Origin of the sequence: Streptomyces sp. NPDC006450 (genome assembly GCF_040612195.1) — a bacterium.
GTDB lineage: Bacteria > Actinomycetota > Actinomycetes > Streptomycetales > Streptomycetaceae > Streptomyces.
This window is the reverse complement of record NZ_JBEXPT010000142.1, coordinates 1-15,877: the sequence shown is the minus strand read 5'-3', so window position 1 is coordinate 15,877 and position 15,877 is coordinate 1. Positions and strand designations below refer to the sequence as shown.

12 protein-coding genes, 1 tRNA gene and 1 pseudogene are annotated in these 15,877 nt (G+C 72.7%); 5 read left to right on the top strand and 9 right to left on the bottom strand.

Going from position 1 to position 15,877, the window contains the following annotated elements; genetic code table 11:
* Window positions 1-180: 180 nt before the first annotated feature.
* From ABZY57_RS28680 to pgsA, 3 genes are read right to left on the bottom strand one after another with little or no spacing between them, the layout of a single operon-like run.
* On the bottom strand, window positions 181-1,344 hold the full coding sequence (locus ABZY57_RS28680; protein WP_356516775.1) for a glycosyltransferase family 4 protein: 1,164 nt from the start codon (window positions 1,342-1,344) through the stop codon (window positions 181-183).
* Window positions 1,341-2,276 carry a phosphatidylinositol mannoside acyltransferase gene (locus ABZY57_RS28675; RefSeq protein ID WP_356516773.1) on the bottom strand — a complete coding sequence of 312 codons (936 nt, stop codon included), beginning with the start codon at window positions 2,274-2,276 and terminating at the stop codon, window positions 1,341-1,343. Before ABZY57_RS28675 ends, ABZY57_RS28680 begins: the two co-directional genes overlap by 4 nt.
* Window positions 2,276-2,950 (bottom strand): phosphatidylinositol phosphate synthase, encoded by a 675-nt coding sequence (gene pgsA, locus ABZY57_RS28670; RefSeq protein WP_356516771.1) that lies wholly within the window; start codon window positions 2,948-2,950, stop codon window positions 2,276-2,278. Before pgsA ends, ABZY57_RS28675 begins: the two co-directional genes overlap by 1 nt.
* 301 nt (window positions 2,951-3,251) lie before the next feature.
* Between pgsA and ABZY57_RS28665 the strand changes: the two genes are divergently transcribed.
* Both ABZY57_RS28665 and ABZY57_RS28660 read left to right on the top strand, forming a co-directional pair.
* The gene (locus tag ABZY57_RS28665; protein ID WP_356516769.1) at window positions 3,252-5,465 is read left to right on the top strand and encodes an elongation factor G-like protein EF-G2; all 2,214 of its coding nucleotides are present in this window, start codon (window positions 3,252-3,254) and stop codon (window positions 5,463-5,465) included.
* Window positions 5,466-5,719: 254 nt separating this feature from the next.
* A complete protein-coding gene (locus ABZY57_RS28660) occupies window positions 5,720-7,390 on the top strand; it encodes a hypothetical protein (RefSeq protein ID WP_356516767.1) in 1,671 nt (556 codons plus the stop codon).
* 81 nt (window positions 7,391-7,471) lie between these two features.
* Here ABZY57_RS28660 and ABZY57_RS28655 read toward each other — a convergent pair whose 3' ends face one another.
* Window positions 7,472-8,032 carry an HIT domain-containing protein gene (locus tag ABZY57_RS28655; protein WP_356516765.1) on the bottom strand — a complete coding sequence of 187 codons (561 nt, stop codon included), beginning with the start codon at window positions 8,030-8,032 and terminating at the stop codon, window positions 7,472-7,474.
* Here ABZY57_RS28655 and ABZY57_RS28650 point away from each other — a divergent pair, their 5' ends adjacent.
* Complete coding sequence (locus ABZY57_RS28650) at window positions 8,033-8,176, top strand: hypothetical protein (RefSeq protein WP_356516763.1); 144 nt, start codon at window positions 8,033-8,035, stop codon at window positions 8,174-8,176. It begins immediately after the preceding gene.
* A gap of 69 nt (window positions 8,177-8,245) precedes the next feature.
* Here the strand turns inward: ABZY57_RS28650 and thrS are convergent, their stop codons facing one another.
* The 3 genes from thrS to ABZY57_RS28635 form a co-directional block, all read right to left on the bottom strand.
* Window positions 8,246-10,222 carry a threonine--tRNA ligase gene (gene thrS, locus ABZY57_RS28645; RefSeq protein WP_356516761.1) on the bottom strand — a complete coding sequence of 659 codons (1,977 nt, stop codon included), beginning with the start codon at window positions 10,220-10,222 and terminating at the stop codon, window positions 8,246-8,248.
* Window positions 10,223-10,706: 484 nt separating this feature from the next.
* Window positions 10,707-11,927 carry a hypothetical protein gene (locus ABZY57_RS28640; RefSeq protein ID WP_356516759.1) on the bottom strand — a complete coding sequence of 407 codons (1,221 nt, stop codon included), beginning with the start codon at window positions 11,925-11,927 and terminating at the stop codon, window positions 10,707-10,709.
* On the bottom strand, window positions 11,927-12,517 hold the full coding sequence (locus ABZY57_RS28635) for a DUF4365 domain-containing protein (RefSeq protein WP_356516757.1): 591 nt from the start codon (window positions 12,515-12,517) through the stop codon (window positions 11,927-11,929). The genes ABZY57_RS28640 and ABZY57_RS28635 overlap by 1 nt, the downstream gene beginning before the upstream one ends.
* A 255-nt stretch (window positions 12,518-12,772) precedes the next feature.
* Between ABZY57_RS28635 and ABZY57_RS28630 the strand changes: the two genes are divergently transcribed.
* Window positions 12,773-13,498: a 3'-5' exonuclease gene (locus ABZY57_RS28630; protein WP_356516755.1), complete on the top strand. Its 726-nt coding sequence runs from the start codon at window positions 12,773-12,775 to the stop codon at window positions 13,496-13,498.
* A gap of 95 nt (window positions 13,499-13,593) precedes the next feature.
* Here the strand turns inward: ABZY57_RS28630 and ABZY57_RS28625 are convergent.
* Both ABZY57_RS28625 and ABZY57_RS28620 read right to left on the bottom strand, forming a co-directional pair.
* Window positions 13,594-13,665, bottom strand: a tRNA-Val gene (locus tag ABZY57_RS28625).
* A 38-nt stretch (window positions 13,666-13,703) separates the two neighbouring features.
* The gene (locus ABZY57_RS28620; RefSeq protein WP_356516753.1) at window positions 13,704-14,234 is read right to left on the bottom strand and encodes an SRPBCC family protein; all 531 of its coding nucleotides are present in this window, start codon (window positions 14,232-14,234) and stop codon (window positions 13,704-13,706) included.
* Between the two features lie 114 nt (window positions 14,235-14,348).
* Between ABZY57_RS28620 and ABZY57_RS28615 the strand changes: the two are divergent.
* A pseudogene (locus ABZY57_RS28615) lies at window positions 14,349-15,877 on the top strand (hypothetical protein); the annotation flags it as partial.

Sequence of the window (15,877 nt, the reverse complement as noted above, 5' to 3'; positions counted from 1 at the left end):
GGGGAGGGGAGGGGAGGGGACTCCGCGCCGCGCAGCGGCACACCCGCAGCCGGGGTCCCGCCTGGACGGGCCGGCGCGGCCGCACCCGGGCAGGGCCGGAGACCGGGCGGGGCAGAACGAGGCCGGAGCCCGGGCGGGCCGGACCCCGGGCAGGGGCCGGGCGGGGCCGGCCCGGGGCGGCTACGTGTCGCGGGAGAGGCCCAGGCGGGTTCGGAGGGGGATCCGCTCGTCCTCGGCGACCGCCGCCGCGCCGTCGGTCACCGTTTCGTAGACGGCCAGGATGTCCGCCGCCACCGTCGACCAGTCGAAGCGGCGTACGTGGGCGGAGCCGCGGGTGCTGAGTTCCGCGCGGCGGGCGGGGTCGCGCAGGAGGGCGATCGCCGACGCCGCCAGGGAGTCGGGGTCCTCGTTCGAGAACAGCTCCCCCGCCGCGCCCTGGTCCAGGACCTGCGCGAAGGCGTCCAGGTCCGCCGCGAGGACCGCCGCGCCGGCCGAGAGGGCCTCGACCAGGATGATGCCGAAGCTCTCGCCGCCCGTGTTCGGGGCCACGTACACGTCGACGCTGCGCAGCAGCCGTGCCTTGTCCTCGTCCGAGACCATGCCGAGGAACTCGACCCGGGAGCGGAGTTCGGGCGGCAGGGAGGCGACCGCCTCCTCCTCGTCGCCGCGGCCCGCCACCAGGAGGCGTACGTCCGGGCACTGCTCCACGATGCGGGGGAAGGCCGCCATGAGGACCGGCAGGCCCTTGCGCGGTTCGTCGATCCGGCCGATGAAGCCGAGGGTCTGGCCCGACCAGGCCGGGTTCGGGTCGGCCTTGGCGAAGAAGTCCACGTCGACGCCGTTCGGGATGACCACCGCGTCCCCGCCGAGGTGTTCGACCAGCGTGCGCCGCGCGTACTCGCTCACCGCGATGCGGGCGCTGATCTTCTCCAGTGCCGGCTGCAGGATCGGGTACGCGGCGAGCATCGCCCGGGAGCGCGGGTTGGAGGTGTGGAAGGTGGCCACGATCGGGCCCTGTGCCGCCCAGCAGGTCAGCAGCCCGAGCGAGGGGGCGGTCGGCTCGTGGATGTGGACCACGTCGAAGACCCCGTCGTGCAGCCAGCGCCGTACGCGGGCCGCCGACAGGAAGCCGAAGTTGAGCCGGGCCACCGAGCCGTTGTACGGCACCGGCACCGCCCGCCCCGCCGAGACCACGTAGGGGGGCAGCCCGGTCTCGTCGTCCGACGGGGTCAGGACCGACACCTCGTGGCCGAGGCCGATCAGGTGTTCGGCCAGGTCCCGGATGTGGAACTGGACCCCGCCGGGCACGTCCCAGGAGTACGGGCAGACGATGCCGATCTTCACGCGGAGTGCTCCTCGGGCCGGCCTGCGGTGTCCGTGGTCTGTTGCAGGTCCTCCAGCCACAGCCGCTGGAGCATGTGCCAGTCCTGCGGGTGCGCGGCGATGCCTTCGGCGAAGGCGTCGGCGAGCGCCTGCGTCATGACGGCCGTCTTCTCCTGCCGGGTGCCCTGCCCGGGCACCTCCACCGGGGGGTGGATCCGCCCGTACAGCTTCGGCGCGTCCCCGTAGTACAGGGTGGCCGGAAGCAGGACCGCGCCCGTCTGCTGGGCCAGCAGGGCGGGTCCGGCCGGCATCCGTGCGGCCGAGCCGAAGAAGTCCACTTCCACCCCGGAGGCCGACAGGTCCCGGTCCGCGACCAGGCAGACCAGGCCGCCGGAGCGCAGCCGCCGCGCGAGCGTGCCGAAGGCGGCGCCGCCGCTGTGCGGGAGCACCTCCATGCCCAGGCTCTCGCGGTAGGCGACGAAGCGGTCGTAGAGGGTCTCCGGCTTGAGCCGCTCGGCGACGGTGGTGAAGGGGACTCCGATGTGGGTGACGGCCCAGGCGCCGGCGAGGTCCCAGTTGGCCAGGTGCGGGAGGGCGACCACGACACCGCGCCCGGAGGCCAGGGCCTCGCGCAGGATGTGGTCGTCCTTCATCTCCACGTCGGCGCTGAAGCGTTCCTTGGCCATGGTCGGCAGGCGGAAGGACTCCATCCAGTACCGCATGTACGAGCGCATGCCCGCGTGCGACAGTTCGCGCAGCCGTTCGGGCGCCGCGTCCGGCACGACGCGGGCCAGGTTCGACTCCAGGCGCAGCACGCTCTTGCCGCGCCGTTTCCAGACGAAGTCCGCGATCCGCCGGCCGAGGGCCGCCGCGGCCGGCTCGGGCAGCTTCTTGACCCCGGCCCAGCCGAGCCCGTAGAGCCCGTCGACCAGCTTGTCCTGTGCCTTGCCCATCAGGGCGTACCGCCTTCGGAGGGAGCACCCGCGGCAGCGGCGGCGTCGGCCTCGGCCGATTCGCGCCGTACGGTCACCACGCGCTGGATCAGGGTCACGAGCGAGCCCGCCGCGACCACCCACAGCGCGATCGGCAGCAGCAGGCCGATCCACGAGGGGACGCCGAAGGTCTCCAGGCCGGACAGACCGGCCGCGACCAGCGTGATCACCAGGCGCTCGGCGCGCTCGATGAGCCCGTTGACGGCCACCGGCAGTCCGATCGACTCGCCGCGGGCCTTGGTGTACGAGACCACCTGGCCGCTGGCCAGGCAGAAGATGGCGACCGCGCAGAGCGCGTTGTCGTTCCCGGAACCCGCGTACCAGAGCGCGAGTCCGCCGAAGATCGCCGCGTCAGCCACCCGGTCGAGGGTGGAGTCGAGGAACGCTCCCCACCGGCTGGAGATGCCGGCCTGGCGGGCCATGTTCCCGTCCACCAGGTCGGAGAAGACGAAGAGCGTGATCGTGATCGTGCCCCAGAAGAACTCGCCCATGGGGAAGAAGACCAGGGCTCCGGCCACCACTCCGGCCGTGCCGATGAGGGTGACCGCGTCGGGACTCACTCCCATTCGGAGCAGAAAAGCGGCGAATGGCGTGAGAACACGCGTGAAGAATGCACGCGCGTACTTGTTCAGCATGGCCTTCCCGGAGGGTCGCTGGGCCGCACGGCCACCACGGCCACCGGCTGGCCCATCGTAGCCAGGGCCCCGGGCCCTCGGCGCCGCGCACCCACCGGTTCACACGACCTGGCTTGTTCTCGGGCCGTTCGCCGCGTCCCGGACGCCGTTCCGGGGCCTCTTCGAAGGCCCTTCCGAGGGCCCGCCACCGGTCCCTCCCCGGCCCTTCCGGTACGACGTATGGACGCGGTGTGACGGCAGTGCAAAGCTCGAAGGAGGCCTTTTGCCCTCCATCCCCTCCAAAACGGGAGGCACGAGCATCGTGGGAGCCGCATCACACCAATCCGGAGCCGCCGGCAGAGCACCGACGGCCGACCGCCCGGCCTCCATACGGAACGTCGTGCTGGTCGGCCACAGCGGATCCGGCAAGACCACCCTGGTCGAAGCCCTGGCCCTGACCGCCGGCGCGGTGAACCGGGCCGGGCGCGTCGAGGACGGCGCCACCGTCTCCGACTACGACGAGATCGAGCACCGCCGCCAGCGCTCCATCCAGCTCTCCCTGGTCCCCGTCGAGTGGACCGGAATCAAGATCAACATCTTGGACACCCCCGGCTACGCCGACTTCGTCGGAGAGCTCCGGGCCGGACTGCGCGCCGCCGACGCGGCCCTCTTCGTGGTCTCGGCCGCCGAGGACGGCGACGGGCTCTCCGGCGCCACCCGGATGGTCTGGGACGAATGCGCCGCCGTCGGCATGCCGCGCGCCATCGTCGTCACCCACCTGGAAGCCGCCCGCGCCGACTACACGCAGATGACCACGGTGTGCGGCGACGCCTTCGGCGCGGACGACCCCGATGCCGTGCGCCCGCTCTACCTGCCCCTGCACGGCCCCGCGGGCCCCGACGGCCACGCCCCGGTGGCCGGCCTGCTCGGGCTCCTCTCCCAGCGCGTCTACGACTACACCTCCGGCGACCGCGTCGAACGCGACCCGGACCCCGGCGAGCTCGCCCTGATCACCGACGCCCGCGCCCGGCTGATCGAGGGGATCATCGCCGAGAGCGAGGACGAGACCCTCATGGACCGCTACCTCGGCGGTGAGGACATCGACCTCAAGACCCTGGTGGACGACCTGGAGCGCGCCGTGGCCCGCGGCACCTTCCACCCCGTCCTGATGGCCGCCCCCGCCGCCGACGGCGCCCGCAAGGGCCTGGGCACCGTAGAGCTCCTCGAACTGATCACCGGCGGCTTCCCGACCCCGCTGGAGCGCGCGCCGGTCAGCGTCACCACCCCCGACGGCGCGGCCCGCCCCGCGGTCACCTGCGATCCCGACGGGCCGCTCGTCGCCGAGGTGGTGAAGACCTCCTCCGACCCCTACGTCGGCCGCGTCTCGCTCGTCCGCGTCTTCTCCGGCACCCTGCGCCCCGAGGAAACGGTCCACGTGAGCGGGCACGGGCTCACGGACCGGGGGCACGAGGACCACGACGTCGACGAGCGCATCGGCGCCCTGACCTCCCCCTTCGGCAAACAGCAGCGCACCCTCGCGCAGTGCATCGCGGGCGATCTGGCCTGCGTGGCCAAACTCACCCGCGCCGAGACCGGCGACACCCTCTCCGCCAAGGACAGCCCCCTCCTGATGGAGGCCTGGTCCATGCCCGACCCGCTGCTCCCCCTCGCCATCGAGGCCCACAGCAAGGCCGACGAGGACAAGCTCTCCCAGGGCCTGGCCCGGCTGGTCGCCGAGGACCCGACCATGCGCCTCGAACAGAACCCGCACACGCGCCAGCTCGTCCTGTGGTGCCTCGGCGAAGCCCATCAGGACCTCGCCCTCGAACGGCTGCGCACCCGGTACGGGGTCCAGGTCGACCCGGTCCCGCACAAGGTCAGCCTCCGCGAGACCTTCGGAGCCAAGGCCGGCGGCCGCGGGCGGCACGTCAAACAGTCCGGCGGACACGGCCAGTTCGCCATCTGCGAGATCGAGGTCGAGCCGCTGCCGCCGGGAAGCGGCATCGAGTTCGTCGACAAGGTCGTCGGCGGAGCCGTGCCGCGCCAGTTCATCCCGTCCGTGGAGAAGGGCGTCCGCGCGCAGGCCGCCCGGGGGCTCGCGGCCGGGTACCCGCTGGTCGACGTGCGCATCACGCTGCTCGACGGCAAGGCCCACTCGGTGGACTCCTCCGACGCCGCCTTCCAGACCGCGGGCGCCCTCGCCCTGCGCGAAGCCGCCTCCGGGACCTCGGTCCGGCTCCTGGAACCGGTCGCCGAGCTCGCCGTGCTCGTTCCCGACGAGTACGTCGGCTCCGTCATGAGCGACCTCGCCGGCCGCCGGGGCCGCGTCGTCGGCACCGACGCGGCGGGCACCGGCCGCACCCGGGTCCTCGCGGAGATCCCCGAGATCGAGATCGGCCGGTACGCCGTCGAGCTGCGCTCCGTGTCGCACGGCACGGGGCTGTTCAGCCGTACGTACGCGCGCCACGAGCCGATGCCACCGCAGATAGCGGACAAGCTGCGCGAACAGACCGAGAAAGGAAGCAGACTGACATAGCGTCACCCTGGCCGCCCACCCAACCCGCTTGCGGTGGGCGGCATTTACCTGTCCCATGACCACGGGGAGGAATCGGCCGATAGGCTCGTCCGCGCGTGAGGCGAGCAGGCCGAACGGGTAGACCGAAACGGGTAGACCAAGCAGGTGGACCGAGCAGACAGGGCGGGGAACGCCGCACCGGGCACACCACCCGGCGCGGGCGGCATCGCGGGCAGGCCCGCACACGAGTACGACGCACAGCGATGGGGGCAGCGGTGGCGGACGACGGATTCGACTTCAGGCCCGGGGCACAGATCCCACTCCAGGGCGGCGGCGGCCAGACCGCCGCGACCAACGCCCTCGCCTCCGCCGCCTACCGGGACGGCGGGCGCGACACCAAGCTGGAAGAGATACTCAAGGCCAACAACGAGTACCACGAGTCCGTCGTCAAACCGGCCAAGGTTTCCCTCCTCGCCCCCAATCTCGGCGAGGCCTTCTGCCGCGCCGTCGAGGCCCGCACCATCCCGCCCACCCGCAAGCCCCTCATCCAGTCCTTCGGCGCCGACCCGCAGACCGTCGTCGAGCACTGCCTGGCCGCCTCCCGCATCCGCAAGGAGCGCGACCGCAAGCTCCGCCTGATCATGCTCGTCTGCGGGGTCGTGTTCCTCCCCGGCCTGCTGCTGTGGCTCGGCCTGTTCTGGGCCCGCAAGGCCCTGGCCTCCTCGGAGGCCAAGCGGGCTTCCTGGATGGGCACGGCGCTCCTCGTCGGCGTGGGCCTGGTGGTCGCCGTCCTCATGTTCCGGCTCCCGGTGACGGGCGTCCTCGGGATCTACGTCCGCGCCATGGTCATCGCCCCCGTCGTCGGCTGGTTCCTCGCCCGCCGGCTCTGCGAGGCCACCGCCGAAGACCTGCGCTCCCGCTGGGACGGGCTCCTCGCGGGCGGCGGCGGGGTCGCCGCCAAGATCCCGGAGGCCGTCCCCGGCAACCCCGACGAGAAGGCCCGCGAGGACCTGCGCCACTCCCTGGCCAAGCTCACCGCCGAGGACCGCAGCAACGCCGTCTTCTACGCCGGCCCCAAGGGCATACTCGGCATGGGCACCCGCTGGGGCAGCTGGCAGATGGCCGAGGAGCTCACCCCCAAGAACGAGGGCTCCGAGATCCACCCGTTCCGCAGCTGGGACGTCATACGCGCGATCGACACCCAGTTGCGCAAGCTGGAGCGCGGCCCCCTGCACACCGGAGGCCTCCCGCCCGCCTCGATCCAGCACTGGATCGTCTCCCCGGTCGGCGAGGGCGCCAAGGAAGTGACCCGCCCCAGCGGAGCGGACGTGGACACCTTCCTGGTCAAGCCGCACGAGATCACCCGGATCTGCAACGAGCAGCAGTTCAGCGCCGGCAACCGGCACTACCTCGGGATCCAGTACCCGCTCTGGGACGGCCAGCTCGTGATCACCATGCTGGTCACGGTCACCGTGCTCTACAAGACCCTGCGCGTGGAGGTCACCGGACACGCGCTCGGCCCGGTGCACGGCCTGTTCACCACCAAATCGGCGGCGCCGGTGGACGAGGTCGCCAAATCGGTGCGCTTCTGGGAAACCGTGGAGCTCAAGCGCCCCGTGGTCGACACGAACGAGGTCGTACGCCTCACCGTGCGCGCCCCCTTCACCTGGTACCCGCCGCTCCTGGACTTCCTGGGCGGCAAGCTCGTCCTCCCGGAGCCCTTCGGCGTCCGCCACGTCTGGGCCGGCCAGCCGTGGCGCCACCGCTTCATGGCGGACGACGCGATGCGCGCCGCGACCCCGGTCCTGCGCGCGGTGCACACCGCCGCGATGCGGGTCCTGGAGGAGAACGGGGTCGACACCGAACGCTTCACGAACCGCTCGATGATCGTCAGCGGTCTGGTCCAGGACGCCGCGCCGCGCAAGGCGGACGTCTACGACGCGTGAGCCCCGGTCCACCGGCCGGCAGGCCGCGGCCGGTGGACCTCAGCCGGTGGACGGTGGACCCCCGCCGGTGGCCGGTGGTCCTCAGCCGGTGGGCCAGGAATCGGCGAGCATCTGGCGGGTGTCGGCGAGCAGCTGCGGCAGCACCTTGGTGTGGCCCACGACCGGCATGAAGTTCGTGTCCCCGCCCCAGCGGGGCACGATGTGCTGGTGCAGGTGCGCGGCGATGCCGGCGCCGGCGGCCTGACCCTGGTTCATGCCGATGTTGAACCCGTGCGCACCGGACGCCTTGCGCAGCGCGACCATCGCCCGCTTCGTGAGATCGGCGAGTTCGAGGGTCTCGGCGGCATCCAGGTCCGTGTAGTCGGCGACGTGCCGGTACGGCACGACCATCAGGTGGCCGCCGTTGTACGGGTAGAGGTTCAGCACGGCGTAGACGTGCTTGCCCCGGGCCACGACCAGTCCGTCCTGGTCCGACATGTCCGGAATCCCGCAGAAGGGACAGCCGTCCCCGGCCTCCGGCCCGGTCGGCTTGTTCTCCCCCTGGATGTAGGCCATCCGGTGGGGCGTCCACAGACGCTGGAACGCGTCCTGCGTGCCCACACCGATCTGCTGCTCCGGCTCAATCGTCATGGGATGCAGCATATGACCTTGTCCCCGAGCGGCGTGTCGCCGGGGCGAACACCGGTGGCGGGCCTGGCGCTGCTGGGCGCGGTGACGGGCTCGTTCTCCTCCTGGATGCTCCTGGTGTTCCGGCTCCAGGACCAGGCGGAGCCCCCGGGGACCTGAGGTCCCCGGGGGCTCCGGGCCGTCGCGCGGCGGTTACGGCGGTCACGGCGGTCACGACCGCCGCCGTGGTCACACCTGGACGCGGCGCTCCACGACGTCGACGAGCTTCGCCAGCGCCTGGTCGCGCGGGACGCCGTTCTCCTGCGAACCGTCGCGGTAGCGGAAGGAGACGGTGCCCGCGGCCATGTCCTCGTCACCGACGATGATCATGAAGGGGACCTTCAGCTTCTGCTGGTTGCGGATCTTCTTCTGCATGCGGTCGGAGGAGGCGTCCACCTCGACGCGCAGGCCCTTCTTCTTCGCCTCGGCGGCGAACTCCTGCAGGTACTCGATGTGCGAGTCGCCGATCGGGATGCCGACGGCCTGGACCGGGGCGAGCCACGGCGGCATGACGCCCGCGTAGTGCTCCAGCAGGACGGCGAAGAACCGCTCGATGGAACCGAACAGCGCACGGTGGATCATGACCGGCCGCTGCTTGGTGCCGTCCGGGCCGGTGTACTCCAGGTTGAAGCGCTCCGGCAGGTTGAAGTCGAGCTGCACGGTCGACATCTGCCAGGTGCGGCCGATCGCGTCACGGCACTGGACCGAGATCTTCGGGCCGTAGAACGCGGCGCCGCCCGGGTCCGGGACCAGGGGCAGGCCCTGCTTCTCGGCGACCTGCTGGAGGGTGGCGGTGGCCTCCTCCCAGATCTCGTCCGAGCCGACGAACTTCTCCGGGTCCTTGGTCGACAGCTCCAGGTAGAAGTCGGTCAGGCCGTAGTCGCGGAGCAGGTTCAGCACGAAGGTCAGGGTGCGGTCGAGCTCCTCCGCCATCTGCTCCTTGGTGCAGTAGATGTGCGCGTCGTCCTGGGTGAAACCGCGCGAGCGGGTCAGGCCGTGCACGACGCCCGACTTCTCGTACCGGTACACGGTGCCGAACTCGAAGAGGCGCAGCGGCAGTTCGCGGTAGGAGCGGCCGCGCGCGTCGAAGATCAGGTTGTGCATCGGGCAGTTCATGGGCTTGAGGTAGTAGTCGGTACCACCGTCGAGCTGCATGGGGGGGTACATGCCCTCCGCGTACCAGTCCAGGTGGCCGCTCTTCTCGAAGAGGGTGCCCTTGGTGGCGTGCGGGGTGTAGACGAACTCGTAGCCCTCTTCCTCGTGCCGCTTGCGCGAGTAGTCCTCCATGGTGCGGCGGATGACGCCGCCACGCGGGTGGAAGACGGCCAGGCCGGAGCCGATCTCGTCCTGTACGGAGAACAGGTCGAGCTCGGTGCCGAGCTTGCGGTGGTCGCGCTTCTCGGCCTCCACGAGGAAGTCGAGGTGGGCCTTGAGCTCCTCCTTCGACGGCCACGCGGTGCCGTAGATGCGCTGGAGCATCGGGTTCTTCTCGCTGCCGCGCCAGTAGGCGGCGGCGTTGCGCATGAGCTTGAACGCGGGGATGTTGCGGGTGGTCGGCAGGTGGGGGCCCCGGCAGAGGTCCTTCCAGCACAGGTCGCCGGTCTTCGCGTCGAAGTTGTCGTAGATGGTCAGCTCGCCGCCGCCCACCTCGACGTTCGCACCGTCGTCGGTCGACGCCGAACCCTTGATGCCGATGAGCTCCAGCTTGTACGGCTCGTCCTTGAGCTCCTCGCGGGCCGCCTCGTCGGTGACGACGCGGCGGGCGAAGCGCTGACCGCGCTTCTGGATCTCCTGCATCTTCTTCTCGATGGCCTTGAGGTCATCGGGGGTGAAGGGCCTCGCGACGTCGAAGTCGTAGTAGAAGCCGTCCCGGACCGGCGGGCCGATGCCCAGCTTGGCCTCGGGGAACAGCTCCTGCACGGCCTGCGCCATGACGTGCGCGGTGGAGTGGCGCAGGATGTCCAGGCCGTCCGGGGAGGAGATCTCCACGGGCTCGACGGTCTCGCCGTCCCGCACCTCGTACGCGAGGTCCTTCAGCTCACCTGCGATGCGCGCGGCGACGATGGTGCGCTCGCCGGCGAAGAGCTCTGCCGCCGTAGTGCCCGTGGCCACCACGCGCTCGTCCCGCTCGGAATCGCGTTGGATGAACACACGGACGTCTGACACCGGTCTCTCCTGACTCAGGGGGTGCGCGAGCGAACACTGCGCGCCTGAATCGTACCGAGCGGACCCCCTCCGCCGCGAAACGGTTACCGGTACCCCCGCCGGGACCTGCGATTCCCCGGGGGGCGGTGGCCTCGCTCCCGCCCCCGGCTCTCCCGCGATTTCGCTGACCCAGCCCACGAGATGTCCATTTAGTGAAAACCTGACCGCCTGGAATGCGCCAATCACGGGGCTGTGCGACCGGAAAATGGCTGACAATCTTTGACATACCGCATGAACATCGGGCGAAGCGACGCACGATGGGTTTCATTAAAAACTGACCAGCCTGGCGCCTCGGCTGGCAGAAGCCGGTCTGCGCCTCGCCGGGCAACACCCTCTACGTCGGTACCACGGGCCAGAACCGTGCGATCGAAGCCCTCGAGATCCTGACAGCAGCGGGGGGCGGGCGGCGGGCAGGGGGAAACCCCGCCCGCCGCCCATTTCCGCGTCAATCGTCGGAAGGCAGCACGTCCGAGGCGTCGAACGGGTCGTCCAGGGACTTCATCAGCCGGTCCCGCTCGACCTCGTCCAGCGGGACCGGACGGACGTCCGCCGCCTCCGTCAGGCGGCGGAACCCGCCCCGCCGCTGCAAGCAGCCGCTGACCCGGATCGGCAGTCCGACCAGGTGCGCGTGGCCCGCCACCCGGTACGACTCCTCGTCGAGCACCACCCTGACGTACGGGATCTCCGCCCCGGCGAGGACCCGCAGCCGGACCGTGCCCCCACCGCCCGGGGCCGAGCGCCGCATCCTGACCACCGCGCCCGCCACCCGGACCGGGACCGCCGGCTCGTCCCGCGTGTAGCGCGCGGCCGCCTCGCGGAGCACGGGGAGGTCGCCGGGCGAGAATTCCACCGGCTCCGGCCGTGCCGCGCACCCCGCCGGGACGCCCGCCGCCGGGGCCCACGCGAGGGCCACCCGGGCCCCCTCCGAGCCGCGGACCAGCGAGATGAGCGCCTCGGCGAGTTCCCGGCTGACCCCGGCCTCGACGGCCGCGTCGAAGGCCTCCATGCCGCCGGTGGCCCGCCGGTAGTCCACGGCCTCGCGGGCGGCGTGCAGCGCGTGGTGCAGCCGGGTCACGATGCCGCGGCCCCCGTCGACGGGGACGTACGCGGTCAGCCGCCGGCCGCCCGGAGCCGGGCCGACCAGGACCCCGTCGAGCGCCCGCTCCGCCTGGCCCCGGTGCCGGGCTCCGTAGTATCCGGCTCGCGCCCGGTCGGCGAGCGCCCCGGCGAGGAGCAGTTGGCGGGCGGCCGAGCGGAGCTGTTCCTGGACCGTCCAGTCGGCCTCGCCCTGGAGTCCGTATGCCCCGCGCGGGATCTCACGGTCCCAGCGGATCTCGTCGCTCGGCACGCTGAGCCCGTACAGCACCTCGCGCGCCGACGGCAGCGCGCTGCGCGAGAGCGCCGTGAGCGCCTCTTCGAGCAGGTCGGCGCAGTCGGGGAAGCCCCGGCTCTCGGGGACGAGGAGGCTCGTGCCGCCGCTGCCCGTGGCGTACGGGGCGGGCGGCGTCCAGCGCCCGTACCGCCCGGCGGCGCCGCCGCGGCGCAGCCAGCCGTGCCGGTGGAGCAGCGCGCCGAGCACGAGCGGATCGACCTGCGCGGGATCGGGGGCGCCCGCGGCGAACTCCTGTGGGGAGAGCGGCTCCAGGTGCGGTGACTGCCAGTTCATCAAGGTGTCCCTCCCGACCCGACCCGGGTCATGATCTCGCAGAGCGCCCGGTCGTCGAAGATCCGCGTGGTGGGGATCCGCACGGTGGTCCGGCGCCGGCCGGTCACGGGGTGTCCGGCGAGATTGGTCCAGTAGCAGCAGTGCCGCAGGTCGAGCCGGTCGTGTCCGGCGCTCAGCCATTGGTCGCGTTCCCGCGGGACGAGCATCACGACGAGGATCTTGTGCACGGCGACCGGCGTGCGGGCCAGCTTCACCAGGTGCTCGTTGTCGAGGGTGAAGCCGAAGGTGGGCCCGACCGGTCTGGGCGGTATCTGGTAGGTCGCCTTGAGCTGGACCTTGATGGTCACCTCGTCGTCGACCACGTGCTCGGGGGCTCCGTGACTGACGTGCCAGTCGATGCCGTTGTCGGGAAAGGGCTGGGACAGCGAGCAGCCCGCCGCGGCGACGACGGCGTGCAGGTATCCCACCTGGAGGGTCTCCATGCAGGCGGTGGTGGCGAGCGTGCCGCGCAGCGGTCCGCTCCGCGGGTCGGTCCGCGGATCGATCCGCCCCGCGAGCACCCCGCCCGGTTCGGGCTGCGCGAGCGCCATGGCCGGCTCCCCATGCCTTCCGGGCTGTCCCGTCTCAAGCGGCCGTGGCAGGCCGCGTCAGGTCCGTTCCAGGGTGTCGGGGTTGACGACCGGTCATGTGCGCGGTCCCCCAGTTGAGTTGTCTCCGCAGTCGGCGTCCCGCAAACGGCGTACGGGCCGAAGAGCCCGGGTATCACCGTTTCGGGCAAGGGTGGCGGGGCCTGGGGCGCGGTGCCCGGGTGGGGCCATCTGCCGACGGGTGACGAGGAGTTCGCCATGACACGCTGGTATGAGGGCCCGCTGGCCGCATTCGACACGGAGACGACCGGGGTGGACGTGGAACGGGACCGGATCGTGTCCGCCGCGCTCATCGTGCAGGAGTGCGCGGGCGGCCGGATCCGCTCGACGCGCTGGCTGGTCAATCCCGGCATCCCGGTGCCCCCGGGGGCCACGGAAGTGCACGGTCTGACCGATGAGCACCTCCAGCGCAACGGGCGGTGGCCCGCGCCGGTGGTGGAGGAGATAGCCCGCGCGCTCGGGGAGCAGCAGGTGGCGGGGCGGCCGGTGGTGGTGATGAACGCGCCGTTCGATCTGACGCTGCTGGACCGGGAGTTGCGCCGGCACCGGGCGTCCTCACTGGCCCGGTACCTGGACAACCGGCCGCTGACGGTGCTGGATCCGCGGGTGCTGGACAAGCATCTGGACCGCTACCGCAAGGGGCGCCGGACGCTGACGGACCTGTGCGCGCACTACGGGATAGAGCTGGAGGGGGCCCATGACGCGGGCGCGGACGCGCTGGCGTCCCTGGAGCTCGTACGGGCCGTGGGGCGCCGGTTCGCGGGCCGGCTGGAGCGGCTGACGCCGGCGGAGCTGCACACGCTCCAGCAGGTGTGGCACGCGGCGCAGGCGCGGGGACTGCAGGCGTGGTTCGCGCGGCAGGGCACCCCGGAGTCGGTGGATCCGAACTGGCCGCTGAGGCCGGAGCTGCCCGCGGCGGCGTGACCGGGAGGGTGAGGGGCGGGGGTCCCGGCGGGTCCGCGCAGGCCTCCGCACATGCGGAAGGCCGGTCCGTCAGCAGACGGACCGGCCTGTCCCGGTGGGCGATACTGGGATCGAACCAGTGACCCCTTCGGTGTGAACGAAGTGCTCTCCCGCTGAGCTAATCGCCCGGGAACGAGCTGAACAATACAGAAGGCTCGGGGCTGGTTCAAACCGCTTCCGGCCGGGCCGCCAGATGTGCGGCGAGCCCGCGCCGCCCGGCCCGCATCATGAGGGTGTGGTTGAGCCGGAACACCGGCCGCCCGGGGAACGCGAGCAGCCGCATCAGGGGGCGGCGCACCTCGACCTCCTGCTCGTACAGGGCACGCGTGCCGCCGGACCGCGGCCGTACGGTCCAGCGCGCCCAGCCCTCCAGGTCGCCGAGCAGGGCGACCTCCAGGATCCCGCGCACGGGGTCCCGCAGGAGTTCGGCCGCGCTCACGCGCAGGGTGTACGGGAGGGCGGAGCGGATGAAGGCGGTGCCGCCGCTCCCGTCCGCGGCCGGGTCGACGGCGCGGATCTGGGGCCACCACAGGGGGTAGGACTCGGGGCGTTCCAGGGCGGCGTAGACGCGGGCGGGGGCGGCGTCGAGGTCCCAGACGCTGCGGAAGCGGTAACGGGTCCACCGGTCACCGGGGTTGGCGGGGGCGCCGCGGCTCCTGCCGGGCACGTCGCCGGGACTGCCGCTGCTTCGGTCCATGTCTCCAGTCTCGCGCGCGGCGGGGGCGCACACCCGGTACTCAGCCGGAACTCACCCGGAGATGAGTACGCGCACCCATGTCCTGACGGGGTGACGGGCACCACACTGCGGACCATGGACAACCCCCTGCCGCCGGCCGAGGAGCTCGTGCTCATCGACCGCGAACTGATCCAACTCGACGCCCGGCGCCACTTCCTGCTGAGTCGCCGCGCCTGGCTGCTGGGTGCTCAGGCCGCTCAGGCCCCCCTTGCGTGGGGTGCGCCGGCCCGCCCGAAGGCGCCCGGGCAGGCGAAGGAGGCCTCGGCCCCCAGCGCGCAGAACGTGCTGCTGGTCCTGGGCGCGGTACTGCTGGCGGTCGCGGCGCTGGCGTTCACGCTGGTCAGCTGGGGCTCCCTCGGGATCGCCGGGCGCAGCGCGGTGCTCGCCGTGGTGACGGCGGCGGCGCTGGGCGCCCCGGTGGCGCTGCTGCGCCGGGGGCTGGGTTCGACCGCCGAGGCGGTGGCCGGTGTCGGCCTGCTGCTGACGGTGCTGGACGCGTACGCGCTGTACGCCGTCGGCATGCCGGAGGTGGACGGCACGGCGTACGCGGCGGGCGCGTCCGCGGTGCTGGCGGCCGGCTGGGCCGCGTACGGCTGGACGCCGGCCGCGCGGGCACTGCGGGCCCCCCTGCCCGCGGCGCTGCTGACGGCGCAGCTCCCGCTGCCGCTGGCGGCGCTGGCGGGCGGGGCGACAGGGTCGGATATGGGCTGGGCGCTGCTGGCGACGGCGGCCCTGGACGCGGCGCTCGCGCTGCTCCGGCCGGGGCGCTGGTCCTCCTGGGCGGGGACCGCGGGTTCGGTGGCGGGCGGGGCTGCGCTGCTGACGGGTCTGGCGGATTCGGTGGCGGCGCAGTCGGCGGGCGCGGCCCTGGCCCCGTCGGCGCTACTGGCGGCGGTCGCCGTCCTGGCCCTGGCGGTGGCCCGGCGCGGCGCGCGGATGCCGGTGGCGTTCGCCGCGACCGGCGCCCTCGCGGCCGTGGCCGCCCTGGGGGGCCTGGCCGCCCCGGAGCTGCGCCCGCACTGGGCCGCGGTCGGGTACCTGCTGGTGGCCCTGCCCCTGCTGGGGGCGCTACGGGTCTCCGCGCTCCCGGAGCCCGTCCGGCGCGGCCTCGCCCTGACCGCTGCGGGGGTGGCCGCCCTGGAGGCCGCGACCGCCCTGGCGTGGGTGGCGACGGTGCTGGTCGGCCGGCTGCGGGTGCTGGAGGAGGTCTGGTCGGCGACGACGCCGGCTCCGGCGGCCGGCAACGGACCGGAGCTCGCTCCGCTGGTGGCGCTGCTGCTGACGGCCGGGGCCGCGTGGTGGCTGGTCCGGGTGCTCCCGGGGCGCCGGGAGCCAGGGGTGGCCGCGGTGGTCCTGGGCTGGGCGGCGCTGTTCGCGGCGCCCGTGGTGCTGGACCCGGCCCCCGCGGCGGTCTTCGCGGCCCAGCTCGCGGTGACGCTGGCGGCGGGGGCGCTCGCGCTGCGATCCGGGGCGCCGGCGAGGGGCGGCCTTCCGGCGGGCGCCGGGATCGCGGCGGGCGCCTGCGCGCTGGCAGGGGCCGGGAACGTGTCCGTGGCGGCCCTGGACGGCCGACTGGCCACCTTCGCGGTGTGGGGCCTGCTGGG

Excerpts from the sequence above, each read along its gene's own strand:
- ABZY57_RS28675 (WP_356516773.1), bottom strand. The coding sequence starts at position 2,276 with ATGGGCAAGGCACAGGACAAGCTGGTCGACGGGCTCTACGGGCTCGGC.
- pgsA (WP_356516771.1), bottom strand. The coding sequence starts at position 2,950 with ATGCTGAACAAGTACGCGCGTGCATTCTTCACGCGTGTTCTCACGCCA.
- ABZY57_RS28655 (WP_356516765.1), bottom strand. The coding sequence starts at position 8,032 with ATGCTGCATCCCATGACGATTGAGCCGGAGCAGCAGATCGGTGTGGGC.
- ABZY57_RS28650 (WP_356516763.1), top strand. The coding sequence starts at position 8,033 with ATGACCTTGTCCCCGAGCGGCGTGTCGCCGGGGCGAACACCGGTGGCG.
- ABZY57_RS28640 (WP_356516759.1), bottom strand. The coding sequence starts at position 11,927 with ATGAACTGGCAGTCACCGCACCTGGAGCCGCTCTCCCCACAGGAGTTC.
- ABZY57_RS28635 (WP_356516757.1), bottom strand. The coding sequence starts at position 12,517 with ATGGCGCTCGCGCAGCCCGAACCGGGCGGGGTGCTCGCGGGGCGGATC.
- ABZY57_RS28630 (WP_356516755.1), top strand. The coding sequence starts at position 12,773 with ATGACACGCTGGTATGAGGGCCCGCTGGCCGCATTCGACACGGAGACG.
- ABZY57_RS28620 (WP_356516753.1), bottom strand. The coding sequence starts at position 14,234 with ATGGACCGAAGCAGCGGCAGTCCCGGCGACGTGCCCGGCAGGAGCCGC.